Annotated in this window: 17 protein-coding genes and 3 pseudogenes; 12 read left to right on the top strand and 8 right to left on the bottom strand. The window is 71.1% G+C overall.

The annotated features are described in order from the left end of the window. From PV410_RS34505 to PV410_RS34480, 6 genes and pseudogenes are all read left to right on the top strand, one after another. Window positions 1-183 (top strand): formate dehydrogenase subunit delta, encoded by a 183-nt coding sequence (locus PV410_RS34505; protein ID WP_500329841.1) that lies wholly within the window; start codon window positions 1-3, stop codon window positions 181-183. A gap of 351 nt (window positions 184-534) precedes the next feature. Beyond that, a complete protein-coding gene (locus tag PV410_RS34500; protein WP_319137404.1) occupies window positions 535-738 on the top strand; it encodes a cold-shock protein in 204 nt (67 codons plus the stop codon). Window positions 739-824: 86 nt separating this feature from the next. Continuing rightward, the gene (locus PV410_RS34495) at window positions 825-2456 is read left to right on the top strand and encodes a DEAD/DEAH box helicase (protein ID WP_500329825.1); all 1632 of its coding nucleotides are present in this window, start codon (window positions 825-827) and stop codon (window positions 2454-2456) included. 108 nt (window positions 2457-2564) lie between these two features. Further along, window positions 2565-3206, top strand: coding sequence for a PadR family transcriptional regulator (locus tag PV410_RS34490; RefSeq protein ID WP_500329823.1), 642 nt, complete (start codon window positions 2565-2567; stop codon window positions 3204-3206). 83 nt (window positions 3207-3289) lie between these two features. Further along, window positions 3290-3748 (top strand): annotated as a pseudogene (locus PV410_RS34485) (ABC transporter ATP-binding protein); the annotation flags it as partial. Between the two features lie 729 nt (window positions 3749-4477). Then, window positions 4478-5896 carry an OFA family MFS transporter gene (locus tag PV410_RS34480; RefSeq protein ID WP_500329822.1) on the top strand — a complete coding sequence of 473 codons (1419 nt, stop codon included), beginning with the start codon at window positions 4478-4480 and terminating at the stop codon, window positions 5894-5896. Window positions 5897-6143: 247 nt separating this feature from the next. Here PV410_RS34480 and PV410_RS34475 read toward each other — a convergent pair whose 3' ends face one another. The 3 genes from PV410_RS34475 to PV410_RS34465 form a co-directional block, all read right to left on the bottom strand. Continuing rightward, window positions 6144-6839, bottom strand: coding sequence for a GntR family transcriptional regulator (locus tag PV410_RS34475; RefSeq protein ID WP_500329821.1), 696 nt, complete (start codon window positions 6837-6839; stop codon window positions 6144-6146). Window positions 6840-7039: 200 nt separating this feature from the next. Beyond that, complete coding sequence (pntB, locus tag PV410_RS34470; protein ID WP_500329819.1) at window positions 7040-8512, bottom strand: Re/Si-specific NAD(P)(+) transhydrogenase subunit beta; 1473 nt, start codon at window positions 8510-8512, stop codon at window positions 7040-7042. Window positions 8513-8518: 6 nt separating this feature from the next. Continuing rightward, the gene (locus PV410_RS34465; RefSeq protein WP_500329818.1) at window positions 8519-10063 is read right to left on the bottom strand and encodes a Re/Si-specific NAD(P)(+) transhydrogenase subunit alpha; all 1545 of its coding nucleotides are present in this window, start codon (window positions 10061-10063) and stop codon (window positions 8519-8521) included. A 328-nt stretch (window positions 10064-10391) separates the two neighbouring features. On the opposite strand from PV410_RS34465, the gene PV410_RS34460 reads away from it, so the two are divergent. Continuing rightward, the gene (locus PV410_RS34460; RefSeq protein WP_500329816.1) at window positions 10392-11405 is read left to right on the top strand and encodes a 2-dehydropantoate 2-reductase; all 1014 of its coding nucleotides are present in this window, start codon (window positions 10392-10394) and stop codon (window positions 11403-11405) included. Between the two features lie 328 nt (window positions 11406-11733). Beyond that, complete coding sequence (locus tag PV410_RS34455; protein ID WP_499514964.1) at window positions 11734-12666, top strand: LysR family transcriptional regulator; 933 nt, start codon at window positions 11734-11736, stop codon at window positions 12664-12666. Here PV410_RS34455 and PV410_RS34450 read toward each other — a convergent pair. Next, entirely contained in the window at window positions 12659-14293 is a 1635-nt protein-coding gene (locus PV410_RS34450; protein WP_500329814.1) for a FadD7 family fatty acid--CoA ligase, read from the bottom strand. The two genes, PV410_RS34455 and PV410_RS34450, sit on opposite strands and share 8 nt — an antisense overlap. 258 nt (window positions 14294-14551) lie before the next feature. Here PV410_RS34450 and oxc point away from each other — a divergent pair, with 258 nt between their 5' ends. Both oxc and frc read left to right on the top strand, forming a co-directional pair. Beyond that, a complete protein-coding gene (oxc, locus tag PV410_RS34445) occupies window positions 14552-16303 on the top strand; it encodes an oxalyl-CoA decarboxylase (RefSeq protein ID WP_500329813.1) in 1752 nt (583 codons plus the stop codon). Window positions 16304-16392: 89 nt separating this feature from the next. Next, the gene (gene frc, locus PV410_RS34440) at window positions 16393-17649 is read left to right on the top strand and encodes a formyl-CoA transferase (RefSeq protein ID WP_500329811.1); all 1257 of its coding nucleotides are present in this window, start codon (window positions 16393-16395) and stop codon (window positions 17647-17649) included. Window positions 17650-17659: 10 nt separating this feature from the next. Here the strand turns inward: frc and PV410_RS34435 are convergent. Both PV410_RS34435 and PV410_RS34430 read right to left on the bottom strand, forming a co-directional pair. Further along, window positions 17660-18273, bottom strand: a pseudogene (locus PV410_RS34435) (IS701 family transposase); the annotation flags it as partial. Between the two features lie 156 nt (window positions 18274-18429). After that, the gene (locus PV410_RS34430; protein ID WP_500329809.1) at window positions 18430-19170 is read right to left on the bottom strand and encodes an SDR family NAD(P)-dependent oxidoreductase; all 741 of its coding nucleotides are present in this window, start codon (window positions 19168-19170) and stop codon (window positions 18430-18432) included. On the opposite strand from PV410_RS34430, the gene PV410_RS34425 reads away from it, so the two are divergent. Then, window positions 19169-19696, top strand: a complete 528-nt coding sequence (locus PV410_RS34425) for a hypothetical protein (RefSeq protein WP_500329808.1) — start codon at window positions 19169-19171, stop codon at window positions 19694-19696. The genes PV410_RS34430 and PV410_RS34425 overlap by 2 nt on opposite strands. Before the next feature lie 589 nt (window positions 19697-20285). Here the strand turns inward: PV410_RS34425 and PV410_RS34420 are convergent. Both PV410_RS34420 and PV410_RS34415 read right to left on the bottom strand, forming a co-directional pair. Then, the gene (locus tag PV410_RS34420; protein WP_500329806.1) at window positions 20286-20732 is read right to left on the bottom strand and encodes a PAS domain S-box protein; all 447 of its coding nucleotides are present in this window, start codon (window positions 20730-20732) and stop codon (window positions 20286-20288) included. Beyond that, window positions 20708-21292 (bottom strand): DUF3293 domain-containing protein, encoded by a 585-nt coding sequence (locus PV410_RS34415; RefSeq protein ID WP_500329805.1) that lies wholly within the window; start codon window positions 21290-21292, stop codon window positions 20708-20710. Before PV410_RS34415 ends, PV410_RS34420 begins: the two co-directional genes overlap by 25 nt. On the opposite strand from PV410_RS34415, the pseudogene PV410_RS34410 reads away from it, so the two are divergent. Beyond that, window positions 21258-22023, top strand: a pseudogene (locus tag PV410_RS34410) (IS5 family transposase). The gene PV410_RS34415 and the pseudogene PV410_RS34410 overlap by 35 nt on opposite strands. Window positions 22024-22057 lie beyond the last annotated feature (34 nt).

Genomic DNA, 22057 nt, shown 5'->3' with positions numbered 1-22057 from the left:
ATGGCCAACGACATCGCGGCCAACCTCGTCCATCTGCCGGGCGACCGGGCGGCCGAGGCCGTCGCGGGGCACATCGGCAGGTTCTGGGACCCGCGCATGCGCACCCGTCTCCTCGACTTCGTCGACGCCGGGGCGGACGGGCTGGACCCCTTGGTGGTCGAGGCGGTGAAGCTGCTGCGCTGACGACGCGCAATCCCGGCCGGTCCCGGCCGGCCGGGATCCCGGACACCGGGGAGCGCGGGGACCTGTCCCCGCGCCCCCGGGCGGGGGCGTGCCGAGCCTCCGGCACATGAACGGGTGGGTGTTTCACCCTGCGGCGTGAACGCGTCGTGACCGACGGTGCCCGCCCGCCGTCCCGTGCCTGCCGCCGCTTGCGCCCCGTCGTCCGGGGCGCGGCCTGTGCTAAGGTGTCCTGGTTGCAGTTGTGGTACCCATGAAACCTATGTGCGCCTGACGGAATTCATCTCCCGCAGGCGCATTATTTGTTCTCCGGCATTCCCCGGATGGGCCCTCTGCCTACTGAAGGAGAATGTCATGGCACAGGGAACCGTGAAGTGGTTCAACGCCGAAAAGGGTTTCGGCTTCATCGAGCAGGACGGCGGCGGCCCCGACGTCTTCGCCCACTACTCGAACATCGCCACCCAGGGCTTCCGTGAGCTCCTGGAGGGCCAGCGGGTCACCTTCGACGTCACGCAGGGCCAGAAGGGCCCGCAGGCGGAGAACATCGTCCCCGCCTGATCGCCGGACGCGTACCTGCTCACCGGGGTCCGCACCGTCATGGTGCGGACCCCGGTTTGCGCTGCTCCAGGAAGGCAAATATCCGCATGTCCCGCAGGCCCCAGAAATCGAATCGGCGCGCGCCGTCGTCCGCACCGTCCGCATCGTCGCCGAGAGAATTCCGGCTGCCGGAAAGCACGACACCCGCACTTCCCGCCGTCGAGGACTTCGCCGCTCTCGACATGCCCGCGGGGCTGCTGAAGACCCTCACCGCGCAGGGGGTGACCACCCCCTTCCCCATCCAGGCCGCGACGCTGCCCAACTCGCTGGCCGGCCGTGACCTGCTGGGACGGGGCCGCACCGGCTCGGGCAAGACCCTCGCCTTCGGACTGGCGCTGCTCGCCCGTACGGCCGGACTGCGCGCGGAGCCCAAGGCGCCCCTCGCCCTCGTGCTGGTGCCCACCCGGGAACTCGCCCAGCAGGTGACGGACGCGCTGACCCCGTACGCGACGGCGGTGAACCTCCGCATGGCCACCGTGGTCGGCGGGCTGTCCATGACCAAGCAGGCCGCCACGCTCCGGCGCGGCGTCGAGGTGCTCGTGGCCACCCCCGGCAGGCTGAACGACCTGGTGGAGCACGGCGACTGCGTGCTCGGTAGCGTGGGCATCACGGTGCTGGACGAGGCCGACCAGATGACGGACATGGGCTTCCTGCCGCAGATCACCAGGCTGATCGAGCGTGTGCGGCCCGACGGGCAGCGGATGCTCTTCTCGGCCACCCTGGACGGCAACATCGACCGCTTGGTGCAGCGGTTCCTGACCGACCCCGTGGTGCACTCCGTGGACCCGTCCGCGGGGGCGGTGACCACGATGGAGCACCACGTGCTCCACGTCCTGGACGAGACCGACAAGAAGGCCGTCACCACGCGCATCGCGGCACGCGACGGCCGGGTCATCCTCTTCCTCGACACCAAGCGGTCCGCCGACCGGCTCGCCAAGCGGCTGCTGGCCGTCGGTGTCCGCGCGGCGGCGCTGCACGGGGGCCGCTCCCAGCCGCAGCGCAACCGCACCCTGGAGCAGTTCAAGAACGGCCAGGTCACCGCGCTGGTCGCCACGAACGTCGCGGCCCGCGGCATACACATCGACGACCTCGACCTCGTCGTGAACGTCGATCCCCCCATGGACCACAAGGACTACGTCCACCGGGGCGGCCGCACGGCCCGCGCCGGCGGCTCCGGCAGCGTGGTCACGCTGGTCCTGCCCGACCAGAAGCGGGACGTGACCCGGCTCATGTCGGACGCGGGCATCCGCCCCCGGACGGCCCGCATCACCTCGAGCGACGCGCAACTGGCGACCATCACCGGCGCCCGTGAGCCGTCCGGCGTGGCCGTCACCATCGAGGTGCCCCAGCCGCCGGCCGCGCCGAAGGCGTCCCGCCAGAAGAACGGCACCGAGAACGGCGGGCGGCCCGCTCGCCGACGCCGCAGCGGCGGCGGAGCCGGGGCGGCGGCAGGTGCCGCCGCCGGGACCGGTGCTCGCGGTGGCGCCCGCCGGGCGGACGCGCGCGGGACGACGGGTGCCGCAGGCAGTTCGGGCGGCCGGGGAGCCGACCGCCGGGGAGCGGCGGGCGCGGCTTCCGGTGCCGGTTCCGGTACGGGGACCCGCGGCTCCGGGCGGCGGCCGGTGGCCGGTACCGAGGGCCGGGGCGGCCGGAGCGGCCGCCGCAACCCCGCGGGCTGACCGGACGGGGGACGTACACGGGGCCCGGCACCGGACCGGCACCTGCTGCGGCACGGCGGTGCCGGGGCGCGTGCGGGGCCCGGTGCCGTTCGGCCTAACCTGGACGGCATGTCAGCGATCCGTCTCCTCGTCCTGGGCGCGGTCCGCCAGCACGGGCGGGCCCACGGCTACCAGGTGCGCAACGACCTGGAGTACTGGGGCGCGCACGAGTGGTCCAACGCCAAGCCCGGCTCGATCTACCACGCCCTGAAGCAGATGGCGAAGCAGGGACTGCTGCACGCCCACGAGGTCGCCCCGTCGACGGCGGGCGGCCCGCCCCGCACCGAGTACGAGATCACGGACACCGGGACCGAGGAGTTCCTGCGCCTCCTGCACGAGGCGCTGGTCGCCTACGACCAGAAGATGGACCTCCAGTCCGCGGCCATCGGCTTCATCGTCGACCTGCGCCGGGACGAGGCACTGGACCTGCTGAGGGAGCGGATCCGCAGGATCGGGGAGTGGCGGGCCGCCGTCGCCGAGCACTACGTCCCCGAGGAGGGCCCCGGCCGGCTCGGCCACATCGGCGAGATCATGAACCTCTGGGTGCACACGGCCGACTCCGACGCCGCGTGGACCCGTGGGCTCGTCGAGCGGATCGAGGGCGGCGCCTACACCTTCGCCGGGGAGGGCGAGCCCTTCGTGGGCGTGCTCGCGCAGGGCGAGGAGAACCCGTACACGACGGGGGAACCGCATCCCGGGGACGAGCACTAGTCACATTTGACGAATGGATTCCGCGCCCGCTACTTTGCGCCGGTAGTCAAGTTTGACTAGTTGCCCAGTGGGGGGAGTGGCCCATGACCGACGCAGCCATCACCGTCGAGGGGGCGTACAAGAAGTACCGCGACAAACCGGCGCTGGACGGACTCGACCTGCTGGTCGCGCGCGGCAGCGTGCATGGGGTGCTCGGCCCCAACGGCGCGGGCAAGACGACCCTGGTCCGGATCCTGTCCACCCTGCTCCGGCCGGACCGCGGCCGCGTCGAGGTGGCCGGGTACGACGTGGTGACCGAGGCCCGGGAGGTGCGGTTCCGCATCGGCCTGCTCGGGCAGCACGCGGCCCTGGACGAGCAACTCGGCGGCCGCCAGAACCTGGAGATGTTCGCGCGCCTGCACCATCTCGGCGCCCGCCGGGCGCGCGAGCGCGCCGGCGAACTGCTCGGGCGCTTCGGCCTCGCGGACACCGGACGCAAGGCGGTCCGGCAGTACAGCGGCGGCATGCGGCGCCGCCTCGACCTCGCCGCGTCCCTCGCCACGCCCGACTCCATGCCCGGCTGGCTGGGCACGGCCGTCCAGTGGAACCCGATGTCCCGGACGGCGACGGCGGTACGCGACCTGTTCGGCGGTCCCGGTGGTGAATCCGGCCACGTCTGGGCCGCGGTGGCCTGGCCGCTGGCCCTGCTGGCGGTGTTCCTGCCGCTGGCGCTACGGAGGTTCGGGCGCCTGAGCGCGTAACAAGGGTGCCGCCCCCTCCTTGCCGATCCTTTACCCGGACCCGGCCCGGTCCGCGGCGCGGAGGCATCGGATGCCCCGGGCAACCATCCGACGGGCAGTGGCAGTTACCCATCCGACCTGGGACAACGCGCCCTGGAGCTGCCTGAGTTGCCCGCCGGGACGGGCGCGGTGCGGGCTTGATCGGTTGGTAATGCGCTGGTCAATCTTCCCGTCGTCCCCTGGACACCCCGTTTCGCAGGTCCATACCGTATGCAATCTCCAGTATGGAGAATCGCGCTGACCAGCTGAATGTCTGCCTCAACACTCCCTGAGCACGGCCGAACAGCCATGCCCGGGGCCGTACCACCGTGTCACCCGCCTGCGCGCTGTCACGTCCGGGTTGCCGCCCTGGACCTCAGTCGCCCGGACGACGTACCACCGGGCCCGGCCATGCCGGGCCGAGCCGCAGGGATGGTCCGCTCCACCCCTCCGCATGAAGAGAAAGGCCCAGGGGGCGCACGCCAGGTTCTTTTCACGCAAGGGAAGGCACCGATGTCAGCAACACCGCACGTGACTCCCGGCCAGTACCGGGAGGTCACCGACGCGAACGGCCGCGTCTACCGGGTCGGGGAGACCGACGCCTCCCTCCTCGGGAGGCCCAGGGCCTGGATGGTCTGGCTCCCCTGGATCGCGATGATGGGCGTCAGCGTCTACGAGTACGGCTACAGCTCCGCCGAGGCGGTGCTCGAGCACGCCCACGGATGGACCCTCACCGAGACGTTCTGGATCGCCAGCATCTGGGCGGTCTTCCAGGCGGGCGTCGCGTTCCCCGCGGGACGGCTGCGGGAGACCGGGGTCCTGCCGGCCAGGACGGCCATGCTCGCCGGAGCGGTCTTCTCCGGTCTGGGCTTCCTGGCGCTCTCGCACCTCGGCAACCCCTACGTGGTGATCGCCGGTTACTCGGTGCTGGGCGGTACGGGCGCCGGCCTGGTGTACGCCACCTGCATCAACATGGTCGGCAAGTGGTACCCCGACAACAAGGGCGCCCGTACCGGGTTCGTGAACGGCGGCTTCGCCTACGGAACCCTCCCGCTCATCTTCGTCTTCAACTACTGGTTCCACCCGTCCAACTACAAGATGGTCCTCGACCTGATCGCGCTGGGCATGGTGCTGGTCGTCGCCTTCTGCGGGATGTTCTTCCGCGACCCGCCGAAGAGCTGGTGGCCGCACGACGTGGACCCGCTGAACCGCGGTGTGACCGAGGACGCGAGGCGGGTCGCCAAGCGCCTGGCCAAGAACCCGCCCGCCAAGGGCCAGTTCACCCCGATGGAGGCGATCAGGACCGGGCAGCTGCCGCTGATGTGGTTCGCCCTGGTCTGTATCGGCGGCGTGTCGCTCTTCGGCATCAACTTCCAGGTCCCGTTCGCCAAGAGCCTGGGCTTCGGCCCGCTGGTCGCGGCCTCCTCGGCGGGTGTGCTCGCCGTGGTCAACGGTGTCGGCCGGGCGATCGTGGGCTGGTTGTCGGACTACCTGGGGCGGCGTCAGACGCTCGGTCTGGTCCTGGTGGTGGCGGGACTGGCGCAGTTCGGCGTGCTGTGGTCGGGCCAGGCGCACAACGAACCCCTGTTCCTGTTCTTCGCGTTCCTCAACGGTTTCGGCGGCGGGGCGTTCTACCCGCTGTTCGCCGCGCTCACTCCGGACTACTTCGGGGAGAACAACAACGCGCAGAACTACGGGCTGGTCTACAGCGCCAAGCTGGTCGGCGGCGTCGGCGGCGGTGGTGTGGCCGCCGGGGTGGTCGCGGCCTGGGGCTACACCGGCGCGTACTGCCTGGCCGGGGGCATCGCCTTCCTCTCCGCGCTGATCACGGTGTTCCTGCGGCAGCCCGGCGCCCCCCGCCGCAGCGGCGACGGGAGCCCCGTGGCCACGGTGGGCGGCCTCACCGCCGCCCCTGCCGAGGCGACCACCTGACGGTTGCGGTACCGGGGCTCCGCGAGGAGCCCCCCATCGAACGTGCGCGGGCGTAGGAGCCCGGCCCGGGACGGCGGCAGTTCCGCACCGGGTGCCCGCGTCACGGAGGCGGGGCCGGCCGGTGGGGTGCGCTCCCTGCTCCGCCCGGCCCCGCCCGTCCCTCCCGTGCTCCCCGTACTCCTGTTCCCCCCTCGACGACGGTCCGGGTGCCCCCCTGCCCCCGGACCGTCGGCGTTCCCGTGGGCCCTCACGCCCTCCCGGCGTCGACGGCGGCGGCGATCTGCCGGCAGTAGAAGTCGGTGGTGTTCCGGGTGTGGCGGCGCATCAGTTCCTCGGAACGCTCCGCGTCGCCCAGGGCGATGGCCTCGATGATGGAGGCGTGCTCGTTCCAGGCGTCCCGGCCGCGGGGCCGCGCGATGGGCATGTAGTACCAGCGCACCCGCCGGTCGACCTGGAGGATCAGCTCGCCGAGGACCTGGTTGCGGGACAGCTCGGTGATGAAGCCGTGCAGTGCGGCGTTGGCCTCGACGATCCCGCGGGCGTCGTCCGCCGCCAGGGCGGCGATGCCGGCGTCCTGCAGTTCCCACAGGTGTGCCACGTCCGCGTCCGTGGCGTGCAGCGCGGCGCCGTGCGCGGAGTGGGTCTCCAGCACGGCGCGGACGCTGAGGAGCTGGGTGGCCTCCTCCTGCGTGGGGGAGTGGACGAAGGCGCCCTGGGCGGGGCGCAGGTCGACCCAGCCGTCGGTCTGCAGCCGTTGCAGCGCCTCGCGCACCGGCTGGCGGCTGACGCCGAGGTGGTCGGCGAGTTCGGCCTCGACCAGGTGCTGGCCCGGTCTGAGGGTGCCGTTGACGATCAGGTCGATCAGGGCCTCGTAGACGGCCTGGCGCAACGGTGCCGGCCGGGTGACCCGGACGACGGCGGCCGCGGTGCTTCTCTCGCGCATGAGCCCCCCTGTCGGCTGAGTTCTTTGCACAGTGCCAAGAATACAGATTTCGGTATGCAATTCAGCCGCAGGATGGACAAGGCTTGGTCGGAAATCGGCCGTCGGCATGCGAAGGCCCGCGGCGGAGCACCGGCGGCACGGCGGACGGGGGCGGGGGAAGCCGCGCTTCCCCCGCCCCACCGCCGTGGGTGCAGCACCCGTCAGGCAGGGGCGGGCTGCTGGTCGGTGCGCAGGCCCCGCGACGCCGCGGAAGCGGGGTCGGGCGTGCTCAGCGAGCGCAGGATGGCGTCCACGCTCTCCTTGGCGTCGCCGAAGAGCATGCGGCTGTTCTCGCGGAAGAACAGCGGGTTCTGCACCCCCGCGTACCCCGAGGACATGGACCGCTTGAAGACGATCACGTTCTCCGCCTCCCACACCCGCAGCACCGGCATGCCGGCGATGGGGCTGGACGGGTCCTCCTCCGCCGCCGGGTTGACGGTGTCGTTGGCGCCGATCACCAGTACCACCGTGGTGTCGCCGAAGTCGTCGTTGATCTCGTCCATCTCCAGCACGACGTCGTACGGCACCCGGGCCTCGGCGAGCAGCACGTTCATGTGCCCGGGCAGCCGGCCGGCCACCGGGTGGACGCCGAAGCGGACCTCGACCCCGCGCCGCCGCAGCGCCTGGGTCAGCTCCGCCACCGGGTGCTGCGCCTGGGCCACCGCCATGCCGTAGCCGGGCGTGATGATCACCGACGTGGCGTTCTCCAGGAGTTCGGCGGTCTCCTCCGCGGAGGTCTCGCGGTGCTCGCCCTGTACGGCGTCGCCGCCCGTCGGCGCCGGGGCGCCGAAGCCCCCGGCGATCACCGAGAGGAAGGACCGGTTCATCGCCTTGCACATGACGTACGACAGGTAGGCGCCGGAGGAGCCGACGAGCGCGCCGGTGACGATGAGCAGGTTGTTGTTGAGCAGGAATCCCGCCGCGGCCGCGGCCCAGCCCGAGTAGCTGTTGAGCATCGAGACGACGACGGGCATGTCACCGCCGCCGATCGAGACGACCAGGTGCCAGCCGAGCACGAGCGCCAGCGCGGTGACGGCGATCATCAGGCCGAGGTCCGGGCTCACCGTGAACCACACCGTCAGGGCCACGAAGGCGGCCAGCGCCCCGAGGTTGAGGGCGTTCTTGCCGGGCAGGGTCAGCGGACGGGACTTGATCCGCGCCGACAGCTTCAGGTAGGCGACGATGGATCCGGTGAAGGTGACCGCGCCGATGAAGATGCCGATGAACACCTCCGCGTGGTGGATGCCGAGCAGGTCGCCGGCGACCCGGGTCTGCGCGGCGCCGTGCGCCTCCACCTCGTAGTAGCTGTTCCAGCCGACCAGCACCGCGGCCAGGCCGACGAGGCTGTGCAGGACGGCGATGAGCTCGGGCATCTGGGTCATCTCGACCCGGCGCGCCCGCCACAGGCCGATGGCACCGCCGACGACCGTGGCGGCGACGATCAGCACGACGGCGGTGCCCGGGATGTCCTGTGCCGCGGCGACGACGGTGGCGACCAGCGCCAGCGCCATGCCGCCGATGCCGTACGCCACTCCGGCGCGGGAGGTGCGGTGTTGCGAGAGTCCGGCCAGGCTGAAGATGAACAGCAGCGCGGCGACGATGTCGGCGGCCTGTGCGGCCGTGGTTGCGTTCATCGATCCTCAGCCCTTCGAGAACATGCCGAGCATACGGCGGGTGACGGCGAATCCTCCGAAGATGTTCACGGTGGTCAACATGATCGCTACGACCGACATCACGGTGACGGCCGGTCCGGCGTGGCCTATCTGCAGCAGTGCTCCGACCACCACGATCCCCGAGATGGCGTTGGTGACCGACATCAGCGGGGTGTGCAGGGCGTGGTGGACCTTTCCGATCACGTAGTAACCGATGACGACGGCCAGCGCGAACACCGTGAAGTTGCCCACGAGCTGGGCCGGGGAGAAGGCGATCAACAAGAACATCGCGAGCATGCCGGAGGCGATCAGGCCGTAGCGCGCGGCCGGTGAGAGACGGGGCTCCTTCGGCGCAGGCGCGGTCGCCACCGGCGCCGGTGCCTGCCCGCCGGGCGCCGCCGACACCTGGACGGGCGGTGGCGGCCAGGTCTTCTCGCCCTCCCGCACCACCGTGACGGCCCGCTGCACGACGTCGTCGAAGTCGAGCGTCAGCCGCCCGTCCTTGCCCGGCGTCAGCAACTTGAGCAGGTTGACGAGGTTGGTCCCGTACAACTGCGAGGCCTGGGCGGGCAGCCGGCCCGCCAGATCGGTGTAGCCGATGATCGTCACGTCGTTGTCGGTGACGATCGCCTTACCGCTGACCGTGCCCTCGACGTTGCCGCCCTGCGCGGCGGCCATGTCGACGATGACGCTGCCGGGCTTCATCGACGCCACGTCGGCCGCCGTGATGAGCCGGGGGGCCGGGCGGCCGGGGATCAGCGCGGTGGTGATGATGATGTCGACGTCCGCGGCCTGCTCGCTGTAGATCTCGGCGGCGCGCCGGTCGTACGCCTGCGAGGTCGCCTTGGCGTAGCCGTCGCCGCTCGCCTCCTGCTCCACCTCGACGGCGAGGAACTCGCCGCCCAGTGAACGGACCTGGTCGGCGACCTCGGCCCGCGGGTCGGTGGCCCGCACCACCGCGCCGAGGCTGCCGGCCGCGCCGATCGCGGCCAGACCCGCCACGCCCGCGCCGGCCACCAGGACCTTCGCCGGCGGCACCTTGCCGGCCGCGGTGACCTGGCCGGTGAAGAAGCGCCCGAAGACGTGGGCCGCCTCGATCACCGCCCGGTACCCGGCGATGTTCGCCATCGAGCTGAGCACGTCCATCGACTGGGCCCGGGAGATGCGCGGGACGGCGTCCAGCGCCAGCACGGTGATCGGCCGTGCCGCCAGCTCCTCGACCAGGTCGGGGCTGTGGGCCGGGGCGATCAGCCCGATCAGGGTCGCGCCTTCGCGCAGCTTCCCGATCTCCTCGTGCGAGGGGGCGTTGACCTTCAGGACCACGTCCGCCTGCCAGGCGTCGCCGATCCGCGCGCCCGCATCGGTGTAGGCCTCGTCGGGGAAGCCGGAGGCCGCTCCGGCCTCGGACTCCACGACGACCTCGTAGCCGAGGCCGAGGAGCCGGCGGACGCTGTCCGGTGTGGCCGCCACCCGCGTCTCCCCGGCGGTGGACTCGGTGACGACACCGATCTGCTGTGGGGGTGAATCAGACATCGCTCTCCTTTTCCGTCGCTACTGACTGACGTCACGGCGTCGTCAGCCGAGCCGTCGTCCGCACTGCGTGCTCCCCGGCCTCGTGGTGCGGCCGTGCGTGCCCGGGACCGCGTGTGCGGCGAAGCGTTCCCCCGCTGCGTGCTCGATCAACCTGTCCGGAGCGTGTGTGACCCGGTTCATGGTCCCGGGCGACGCCGGAGACCTCCGTCGCGGCGCCGGGCGGGACCCTGTTCGGTTCCGGGCGCGCGACTTCGCGTGAGGGGACTGTACATCCCAAGAGAGTACTGCATACAGTATTCACTCCCCCTTCGAATGGAGAGGAGTCGCCGTGAAAATCGCAGTCCTCGGAGCCGGTGCGATCGGCGCTTACGTGGGCGCGGCACTGCACCGTGGTGGCGCGGACGTCCACCTGATCGCCCGGGGTGAGCATCTTCAGGCGATACGCGCCCACGGAGTCCGGGTGAACAGCCCGCGCGGTGACTTCGTGGCCAAGCCCCACGCCACGGACGACCCCAAGGAGATCGGCCCCGTCGACTACGTCTTCTTGGGCCTGAAGGCACACTCCTACGCGACCTCAGGACCGCTGATCTCCCCGTTGCTCGACGACAAGACCGCGGTGGTGGCCGGTCAGAACGGCATTCCCTGGTGGTACTTCCACGAGCTGGCCGGCCCCTACGAGGGGCGGCGGATCGAGGCGGTCGACCCCGGCGGCGCCACCAGCGCGGTGCTGGCGCCGGAACGCGCCATCGGCTGCGTCGTCTACCCCGCGACGGTCATCGAGGCCCCCGGGGTCATCCGGCACCTGGAGGGCACCAGGTTCTCCATCGGCGAGCCGGGCGGCGGTGTCTCCGACCGGTGCACGGAGCTGAGCGAGGCCATGATCGCCGGCGGCCTCAAGTGCCCGGTGGAGCCCAACCTGCGCGACGACATCTGGATCAAGCTGATGGGCAACGTCGCCTTCAACCCGATCAGCGCCCTCACCAGGGCGACGATGGTCGACATCTGCAAGCACCCGCACACCCGGCGGCTGGTCGCCCAGCTCATGGAGGAGACCCTCGACATCGCGGCCAGGGTCGGCAGCACCCCCGACATCTCCATCGAGAAGCGGCTTCGGGGCGCCGAGGGGGTGGGACACCACAAGACCTCGATGCTCCAGGACCTGGAGGCCGGCAAGCAGCTGGAACTCGACGCCATCGTGACGGCCGTCGTGGAGATGGCCGACATCTCCGGCGCGGACGCCCCCAACCTGCGGGCGGTCCACGCCGCGACCGACCTGCTGGCCCGCGGCGTCACCGCGGACCGGGAGGACGGGGCCGGCGCGCGCAAACCCGTCCCCGCCTGACCCGTCCCCCGCGTATCCGAACCCGAGACACCCGCGGATCGCCGGTCCACCGCCGGACGACCGCCGCAGCACCTCCGGAGCCCGGTCCCGTCGCGGCGGCGACGGGACCGGGCCCCGGGCAGGGGCCCGCACCGGCTTGGCGGGCACGAACGAGGGCCGCGATCCGGCTCGGTAGGCTGTGCCCGGTCACACCGCAACCAGCTCGTCCGCCGTCGGCCGCCCGGGGACGTTCCCGGTCCCGGGAGCGCCGGTCCGCCGGCACCGACGGCGTTGCGACTCCAGCAGGAAGTGCCGGCGCGGCCGCGGCCCAGGCAGAGAGGAGTCGTTCATGCTGTTCCGTCAGCTGGAGTACTTCGTGGCGGTCGCCAGGGAGCGGCACTTCGCCCGGGCGGCGGAGTCCTGCTACGTCTCGCAGCCCGCGCTCTCGGCGGCGATAGCCAAGCTGGAGCGGGAGCTGAACGTCACGCTGATCAACCGCGGGCACAACTACCAGGGCCTGACCCCAGAGGGCGAACGGCTGGTGGTCTGGGCCAAACGCATCCTCGCCGAGCAGGAGGCCTTCAAGGCCGAGGTGGCCGCCGTCCAGTCGGGCATCACCGGCACCCTGCGGCTGGGCACCGAGCCCACCGCGTCCACCACCCTGGTCCTGCCCGTCGCCGCTTTCTGCGCGGCCCATCCGCTGGCCAAGGTCCAGGTCCGCTCCCGGCTGTCGACCACCGAACTCCACCGCCAGCTCCTCGCGTTCGAGCTGGACGCCGCGATCGCGCACTTCGCCCCGCACGACCGGGAGAACCTGCAGGTGATGCCGCTGTACGAGGAGCGGTACATGCTCCTCGCCTCAAGCGACCAGCTGCTGCCGCAGACCGACACCATGAAGTGGGCGGACGCGGCCACGATGCCCCTCGCCCTGCTGACCCCCGACATGAGGATCCGCCAGGTCATCGACGACGCGTTCGCCGAGAGCGGGGTCGTGGTGACCCCGCAGGTCGAGACGGACTCGGTGGCGGCCCTCTACGCCAGCGTGGGCGCCGGCGCGTGCGCGAGCATCGTCCCGCACACCTGGCTGCGCGCGATGCCGCCGCTCGGCCGGATGCGGGCCGTCCGCCTCGTCGAGCCGGACGCCAGGGCGCAGGTCTCCGTCGCGATCCACGCGGCGACCCCGGGGTCGGTCGCGGCGCGGGCGTTCATGACCGCGGCGGCCGGTCTGTCGCTGGACGAGTTCTTCGACGAGCCGTTGCCCGCGGAGCACCGCGTCAGGTGAGCCCGGGCCATACGGGGCCCTCGGAGTACAGGACGTCCACCGCCGCCCGGTCAAGACCGCCCTTCGCCGTGTGCGGGAGCGAGGCGACGACCCGGATCCGGTCGGGGATCTCGAACGGGGCCAGCCGGGCGCGGCAGTACCGGCGGATCTCCTCGGCCCCGGGCGCCTCGGCCCCCGGCGCCTCCGCGCCGCCCAGGACCACGGCCGCGCCGACCCGCTGCCCGTACGTCGCGTCGGGCACGGCGAACACGGCGGCCTCGGCCACCCCCGGACACCCGGCGAGGACGTCCTCGACGTGCTCGGGCACGACCTTCTCGCCCCCGCGGATGATCAGGTTCTTCAGGCGGCCGGTCAGGAACAGGTGGCCGTCCTCGTCGAGCGCGCCCAGGTCGCCGGTGCGGAACCAGCCGTCGGCGAAGCCGTGTGCCGTCTCGGCGGGATTGCCCAGGTAACCGCGGGCCACCGTGGGACCGTGCACCCACACCTCGCCCTCGCCGCCGGGCGGGCACGGCTTCCCGTCCGGGTCCAGGACCCGCAGCTCGATCCCGGTCGGCCGGCCGACCGAACCGTGCTTGAGCGACCCGTACTGCGGCAGCGGCTCGCTCGTCGCCTGGTGCGCGGACTCGGTCATGCCGTACGCCGACAGCAGGGGCGCGCCCAGGGTGCGCTCCAGCGCCCGCTGGGTGGCCGTGTTGAGGGGCGCGCTGGAACTGCGCAGGAACCGCAAGCCCGGCACCTGCGGGCCCGTGAGGTCCGTCGCCGCCCGCTCCAGGAGGAGCTCGTGGACGGTGGGGACCGCGGTGAACCACGTGGCGCCCGCCGCCCGCATGTCGTCCCAGAAGGTGTGCGCCGAGAACCGCCCGCGCGCGGGCAGCAGCACGCAGCCCCCGCTCGCCAGCGTGGACAGCAGCGTGGCGAACAGCCCGTGCCCGTGGAAGAACGGCATCGCCGCGACCGTCGCGTCGCCCGGCACCAGCTCGTAGGCGGCGCACACGCCGCGGACCGAGGCGGCCACGTTGCCGTGCGTCAGCGGGACCATCTTCGCCCGGTCGGTGGTCCCCGCGGTGAACAGCACCAGGGCGTCGTGCGCGGTCAGTTCGCCGGACGCGCCCCGCGCGGCGGCCGGCGCGCCCGCGCCCGTTCCGAGCACGGCCGCCGCCGTCCCGGCGGGGGAGAGGTCCACCCGCAGGGTCCAGGCCGGGACACCGGGCCCCACGGCCGCCGGCGGGGCGCCGCCCGCGGCCGGGCCCAGCAGGACCGCCCGCACCCCCAGCGCCTCCAGCCGGGCCGTCATCCGCGGCTCGGGCAGCGCGGGGTCCACGGGGGCCACCACCAGCCCGGCCCGCGCCCCGCCCAGCAACGCCACGACGAACTCCACGGTGTTGGCGCCGACGAGGCCGACCGGGTCCCCGGGGCGCAGCCCCGCCGAGGTCAGGCGCGCGGCCACCGCGTCGGCCAGCTCGTCCAGGGCGCGGTAGGAGACCTCCGCGCGGTCCGCGCCGGCGATCAGCGCCGGTGCCTGCGGACGCCCCCGGGCGTGCCGGTCGAGGAGATCGGTCAGGCCCGTGACCGCGGGCGGCCGGTAACGGTCGGGGTCGCGCACCGATGCAGCGGCCGGAACGGCCATGGCCGCACCTCCTCGCGCCTGGAATGTCTGATGAACCGTCCCCAGCGAGACTGCGCGGGGCGCGGAGCACCCGTCCAATACGCACTGGCGAACGGTCGATAGCGGAGGTCTATCAACCCACCTCAACGCCCCTGTGGCGTGCGTCGATAAACGCCGTCTATCGGCTGGTCGCCGATAGGTCTTGGACGCGGGGGAGCGGGCTGCGGATGGTGAAGGGAGAAGCCGCACGCATGACCCGCCCAAGGAGGACCTCGGACCATGACCGCCCCCTCACCACTGGAGACAGCGGCGAACGCCGACGCACCGGCCGAGCTCACCGACGGGTACCACCTGGTCGTCGATGCGCTCAAGATGAACGACGTCGACACCATCTACGGGGTGGTCGGCATCCCGATCACGGATCTGGCCCGGCTCGCCCAGGCGCAGGGCATCCGTTACATCGGCTTCCGCCACGAGAGCAACGCGGGACACGCGGCGGCGGCGGCCGGCTACCTCACCAAGAAGCCGGGCATCTGCCTGACGGTGTCGGCGCCGGGCTTCCTCAACGGGCTGGTGGCGCTCGCCAACGCCACCACCAACTGCTTCCCGATGGTGCAGATCTCCGGCTCCAGCGAGCGCCACCTCGTCGACCTCAAGCAGGGCGACTACGAGGAGATGGACCAGCTCGCCGCCGCGCAGCCGTTCTGCAAGGCCGCGTACCGCGTCAGCCGGGTCGAGGACATCGGCCGCGGGATCGCCCGCGCCCTGCGCACCGCCGTCTCCGGGCGCCCCGGCGGCGTCTACCTCGACATCCCCGCCGCGGTGCTCGGCTCCATCATGGACGCCGGGGAGGGCGCGAAGACGCTCAGCCGCCTCGTCGACCCGGCACCGCGCCAGCTGCCCGCCCCCGAGGCGGTGGACCGCGCGATCGAGCTGCTGGCCGGCGCGCAGCGGCCGCTGATCGTCCTCGGCAAGGGCGCGGCCTACGCTCAGGCGGACACGCAGATCCGCGAGTTCGTCGAGTCCACCGGCATCCCCTACGTGCCGATGTCGATGGCGAAGGGCCTGCTGCCCGACGACCACCCGCAGTCCGCGGCCACCGCCCGCTCGCTGGCGCTGAAGAAGGCCGACGTGGTGATGCTGGTCGGCGCCCGCCTGAACTGGCTGCTCAACCACGGCGAGGCACCGCAGTGGAACCCCGACGCGAAGTTCGTCCAGGTGGACATCGAGGCGAAGGAGATGGACAGCAACCAGCCCATCGCCGCGCCGCTCGTCGGTGACATCGAGTCGGTCGTCGAGGCCCTCATCGAGCGCAGCAAGCCGGGCCAGATCGCGGCCCCCGCCGCCTGGCGGGAGGAACTGGGGGCGCGCTCGGCGCAGAACGTCGCCAAGATGGCCGAGCGCCTCAAGGCCGACCCGCACCCGATGCAGTTCATGGGCGCCCTGAAGGCCGTACGCGACGTTATCCGCGAGCGCCCCGAGACGTACCTTGTCAACGAGGGCGCCAACGCCCTCGACATCGCGCGCAACGTCATCGACATGCACGTGCCGCGGCACCGCCTCGACAGCGGCACCTGGGGCGTCATGGGCATCGGCATGGGCTACGCGATCGCCGCCGCCGTCGAGAGCGGGGAGCCGGTCGTGGCCGTGGAGGGCGACAGCGCCTTCGGTTTCAGCGGCATGGAGATCGAGACGATCTGCCGCTACAAGCTGCCCGTCGTCACGGTCATCATGAACAACGGCGGTGTCTACCGCGGTGACGACGTCAACCCCTACGACGAGGCCCCGTCGCCGACGACGCTGATGTCCGCGGCCCGCCACGACGTGATGTTCGAGGCCTTCGGCGGCAAGGGCTACCGCGCGACCACCCCCGCCGAGGTCACCGCCGCCCTCACCGAGGCGCTCGCCTCGGGCGGGCCGGCCCTCATCGACTGCGTGATCGACCCCTCGGCGGGCACCGAGAGCGGCCACATCTCCCACCTCAACCCCAAGGGCATCACCGTCGGCAACATCGTGCCGGCCAAGAAGTGACCGCCCCGTAGGCGACGCACCGCACCCCGAAGCACCGTTCCCCAGTACCGCCCACCCGCGCACCGCGAACAGACAAGAAGGAAGCCACCATGAGTGAAAAGCCGCTCGCCGGGATCAAGGTGATCGACTTCACCGGGGTCCAGGCCGGCCCCGCGTGCACCCAGATGCTCGCCTGGTTCGGCGCCGACGTGATCAAGGTCGAGCGTCCCCAGGGCGGCGACGTGACCCGCAACCAGCTGCGGGACGACCCCGACCTCGACGCGCTGTACTTCACGATGCTCAACAGCAACAAGCGCTCGCTGGCCATCAACACCAAGACCCCCGAGGGCAAGGAGGTCATGGAGAAGCTGATCCGCGAGGCGGACATCCTGGTCGAGAACTTCGCGCCGGGCGCCATGGACCGCATGGGCCTGGGCTGGGACCACATCCACGAGCTCAACCCCCGCCTGATCTTCGGCTCGGTCAAGGGCTTCAACGACGACTCGTCCTGGAACGACCTCAAGGTCTACGAGAACGTCGCCCAGGCCGCCGGCGGCGCCGCGTCCACCACCGGCTTCTGGGACGGCCCGCCGACCATCAGCGGCTCGGCCCTCGGCGACAGCAACACCGGCATGCACCTGCTGATCGGCCTCCTGACGGCGATCATCCACCGTAACGCGACCGGAGTGGGCCAGAAGGTGTCGGTGTCCATGCAGGACGCCGTCCTCAACCTGACCCGCGTCAAGCTCCGCGACCAGCAGCGCCTGGAGAAGATCGGCTACCTGGAGGAGTACCCGCAGTACCCGAACGGCGAGTTCGGCGACGCGGTGCCCCGCGGCGGCAACGCCGGCGGCGGCGGCCAGCCGGGCTGGATCCTGAAGTGCAAGGGCTGGGAGACCGACCCCAACGCCTACATCTACTTCACGGTCCAGGAGCAGAACTGGAAGCGCACCGCCGAGGCCATCGGCCGGCCCGAGTGGGTCGACGACCCGGAGTACACGACCGCCAGGGCGCGGCAGCCGCACATCTTCGAGATCTTCGCGGAGATCGAGAAGTGGCTGGCCGACAAGACCAAGTACGAGGCGGTCGACATCCTGCGCAAGTGGGAGGTGCCCTGTGCGCCCGTCCTCAGCATGAAGGAGCTCGCCGAGGACCCGGACATGCGCAAGAGCGGCACGATCGTCGAGGTCGAGCAGAAGGGCCGCGGCACCTACCTGACGGTGGGCAGCCCCATCAAGTTCTCCAACTTCAAGCCCGAGATCAAGGGTGCCCCGCTGCTCGGCGAGCACGGCAGCGAGGTCCTGGCGGACCTGGGGTACGACGCGAACGACATCGCCAGGCTGCGTGAGGGCAAGATCATCGTCTGACCCGGACAGACCCACGGGTGCCCCGCGCGATCCGTGCGCGCGGGGCACCGGTGTCTCCGTACGGCGAAGCCCCGGTCACCCAGGGGACAGTGATCCCGGCGTCCAGCGCAGCCTCGATCATCTCCTGGGCCAGACGGGCTTGGTGGCGAAGTGCACCGTCTCGGGTATCCCGGCCGTGTCACGGCGTTCGGGGTCATTGGACCAGGAGTGTTCGGGAAGCTAGAGCCGTCGGTCGATCAGGGCCCCGTCCCCGGCCGGTGGCCGGGGCGAGGAACACACCGATCTGCGCGTTCTCGATGCGCCCTGCGGTGCCGGTGTACTGCCTTTGCACTCCGGCCGAAGACCCGCCCCCCTTTTCAGGAAGCCGGTTTCGTCGACGACGAGGACGCCGCCATCGATGCCGAGGTATTCGGCGGCATAGGCACGTAGGTCGTCGCGGACCGCATCGGCGTCCCAGCGGGCGTAGCGCAGCAGGCGCTGCATCGGCCCTGGCCGCGCAAGGCCCGCCTGCTCGGCCAGCTGCCAGCAGTTCTTCCGTTCGACGCTCGACAACAGCCCGAGCAGGTAAGCGCGGGCTGCGGCCCGGGGCTCAATCCGCCCGAACCTGCCCGCGATCCGGGCCATGACCTGGTCGAACATCGCCTGCCAGCGGGCAGGGTCAACGCTATGGCTCGCAGCCACCGCGTGATCTTCAGGAGTCCACACAACCCCTGATGATCACGCGGTGGCCGTCCCTCTTGTGGGCTGGGCCCTCAGCGTGGTTGCGAAGGCGCTCGCGTGTCAGGCGGTGAAGCCGCCGTCGACGTGGATCGAGGCTCCGGTGATGTACGCGCCGTCCGCACTTGCCAGGTGGGCGACGGTGGCCGCGATCTCGGCCGCTTCCGCGTAGCGGCCCACAGCGGTGAAGCCGGCGATCATCTCGGCGTTCGGCCCGTCAGCGGGGTTGGTATCCGTGTCGGTGGGGCCGGGATGCACCAGATTGACGGTGACTCCACGCGGACCGAGTTCTCGGGCCAGGCCCTTCGTCATCCCGACCAGAGCCGTCTTGCTCATCGAGTACAGCGCCAGTCCGGGGAAGACCGCACGCTCGGCGACATTGCTGCCGATACTGATGATGCGGCCGCCCTGGCCCATGTGACGCACGGCCGCCTGGGACGCTGCGAACGGCGCCCGGACGTTCACTGCCAGGGTGCGATCGATCTCTGCCGACCCCAGGGCTTCGAGCGGGCCAACGAGGAAGATGCCGGCGTTGTTGACCAGGATGTCGAGTCTGCCGAACATCGCGACGGCCTCGTCCACCGCGGCGGTGAGTGCCTCAGGGATGGCGCTGTCGGCTTGGATGGCCAGTGCCCGGCGCCCTCTGGCCTTGATCTGCTCCACCACCTGGGTGGCGCGTTCCGCGTTGTTCTCATAGGTCAGGACGACGTCGGCGCCTTCTTCGGCCAGCCGCAACGCCACAGCGGCACCGATGCCCCGGCTGCCGCCCGTGATCAAGGCCACGTTTCCTTCAAGTCGGTTCATGACGTTGAGCATTGCTGCCACCAGTGCCGGAAGCTGGCGGGAATCCGACCTGGCGTTCGGCCTCCAGGAGGGCAACACCATCCTGATCACGAAAGCACACTGGAATATTAACCCCGCCCAAAAGCAGTCCCAGGCCAAGGCTGCACCCAAGTCCTCCTCGCACCCCAGTGCAGGCAAGGGCGGCGGCGGAGGCGGCGGCAAGTCCGGCGGCTCCTCCCGCGGCAACGGTGGCACGAGCGGCAGCGGCGGCTCGGGCAAGGCCGACTGCGACAGCTTCCTGCCCGGCGCCAAGGTGCTGATGGCCGACGGCTCCAACAAGGCCATCGAGGAGGTCAAGGTTTCTTTGGTCAATAACGCTACGACCTACTGGAACTTCAAGCCGGGAAGCCAGATCAGGACACGTGCTGGGTGGAGCCGACCGAATACGGCGTCATTCGAAGCGACTTCAAACTCGCCTGACATGGGGTCCGGAACGCCCGGCCGAGTTCTCTCGGCCGGGCGTTCCGTCGTATTCGGCGCTCGTTGAGCGGCGGGGCATCGCGATCGCCTCCGCGCCTCGCCGTCCCGCGCTTCTGCCTCCAACCGCAGCGCCTCCTCCATCACCGCCTTCGCGATCGGCGCCGCGCTGCCGCCCCGGCTGATCTCTGTAGGCCGGGCCTCCGCGTCTCGATGACCACCGCCACCGCCGGCTGGGCCGAATCCGCTGCCTGGGCTTAGGCGATGGACCAGGCGTACGGGGTGCTCGTGTTGCCGCCGGCCCACGTGTCCGCGAACTGCAACACCAGTGCGAGAGCCAGCCACCTCGGTGACCAGGTAGGCCTGCCACGGGCCGGGAACGGGTCCGCGAGCTCCCGTCATGAAGCAGCGGTCCCAGCTCGTCCTGGACCCGGGTCGCGAGATTCCCTTTCGGAAGCGCGGCCCGAGTTACCCGCACCGTCTTCACCGGGACCTCACTCGGTCCGCTCGGCTGCATCACCATCCACAACCCATCCCGAACGATGACGGCTTCAGAACCCCCGACCGGGTCCTGAAGGCCGACATCACGCACACCCCCGAAAATTGACCGACAGCGTCCGATCTTCCGTACGGGGGCTTCGCGTTCGTGGCTGCGGAGGTCAGGTGACCGACGTCTGGTCCGCCTTGGCGGCCGCCACTTGGCGGTACAGCTCCTTCTCCTTGGCGCGCCGCTCGGTGACGTCCCGGATGACGGCCCCGACGTAACCCGGTTGCCTGTCCGCGCCGTTCAGCAGCACCACGCTGAACTCGATCGACAGCTTCCGGCCGCCGGCGCCCACCGCGGGGACGGTCAGGAGGTCGTCGTCCCCGTACTTGGTGGTGCCGCTGGCCATGGACTTCTCGAAACCGTCCCAGTGACGCTGCTGGTGCCGCTCGGGGATGATCACGTCCAGACTGCGGCCGGCGACCTCGGCCGCCGGGAACCCGAAGATCCGTTCCGCCCCGTGGTTCCAGTAGCGGATGAGTCCTTCACGGTCGATGATCACTACGCCGTCTGGCGCCTGGGCCATCATGCCCAGGACTACCTCGGGGTCCAGGTCTGCCATGTCGCCTCCGAGCTCTGCGTTTTGGTATGCAGAATACAGTCGTCAGACCTGAGGCGGGAGGGCCCGGAGCCTACGGGCGACGGCGCCACCGGCAGGGCGGGCGGCCGGAGGAGGGCTGCGTGCCAGCCGGCGGCGGTCGTGTCGTACTCCGGGTCGGCGCAGGAGAGCAGCCAGGGCGACCAGGCGAAGACGGCGTCATGGCCGAAGCGGTGGCCCATCGCGCGGGCCTGCGCGTCGTCCATGCCGACCACGGCCGCGCCGGGTTCGGCGTGTGCGCCGGAAGGGTCGCCGCCGACGGCGGGCCACCAGGGCAACCCGGCGACGTCGATGCGGTGCAGCAGTGCGTGGTGCGCGCGGAGGTTGGCCCGCGTCGTGGCGTCGCGTCCCCCAGGATTGAAGGCAGTGAGCCTTTTCCAACCTGATGGAGTGCGTGGGTAGTTGGGCAGGAGGGGTGGTGTCTGGACGTGAAGAAGCTCCTGGTAGACGGGTTCATGACCAAGATCGCCTGTCCACAGGAGCTTCCGCGTGCTTGTCGACCCGTCCGGCGTCGATGTGTCCACCTCGACCCTGCGCTACCTGTCCGCTCTCCTGCGGGCCCGCCGCCAGGAACGCGGAACACGTTGGCGTCGCGTGAGCGTGGGCCGCCAGGCCCTGCTGGTTCTCGCGCACCTGCGTTCCGGCCATACCTACGCCCAGCTGGCCGCCGGGTTCGGCGTAGGCACCACCACCGCCTACCGGTACATCGCCGAGGCCATCGACGTCCTGGCAACCCTCGCACCCACTCTCACCGATGCGATGAATACCGCCTCCCACCAAGGCATTCGTGATCCTGGACGGCACGCTGCTGCCGATCGACCGGATCGCAGCCGACCGGCCCTTCTACTCCGGGAAACACAAGAAGCACGGCATGAACGTGCAGGTGATCACCGATCCGGCGGGGCGACTGCTGTGGGCCTCGCCCGCGCTACCCGGCGCGGTCCACGACAACAAGGCCGCCCGCAGCCACGGCATCATCGACGCCCTGGAAGAAGCCGGCGTGGAGTGCTGGGCCGACAAGGGCTACCGGGGCGCCGGCGGCACCACACGGCTGCCCTACTGGGGTTGTTGGGAAACGCTCTCCACAGGTCAGCAGGCCGTCAACCGCTCACACGCGAAGATCCGCGCGCTCGTCGAGCGGGCCATGGCCACTCTCAAAGCCTGGCGACTCCTACGCAAGCTCCGCTGCAGCACCACCCGCGTAACCAGCCTCGTCCAGGCCGTCCTCACCCTGCACCTGACCTGCTCAAACTGAGGTGGGAAACAGCTCAGTCCCTGGGCGGGCAGCG

Source organism: Streptomyces sp. PA03-5A, from assembly GCF_033792725.1.
Lineage (GTDB): Bacteria > Actinomycetota > Actinomycetes > Streptomycetales > Streptomycetaceae > Actinacidiphila.
The sequence above is the reverse complement of the archived record's forward strand: the minus strand, read 5'-3'. Positions and strand labels throughout refer to the sequence as shown.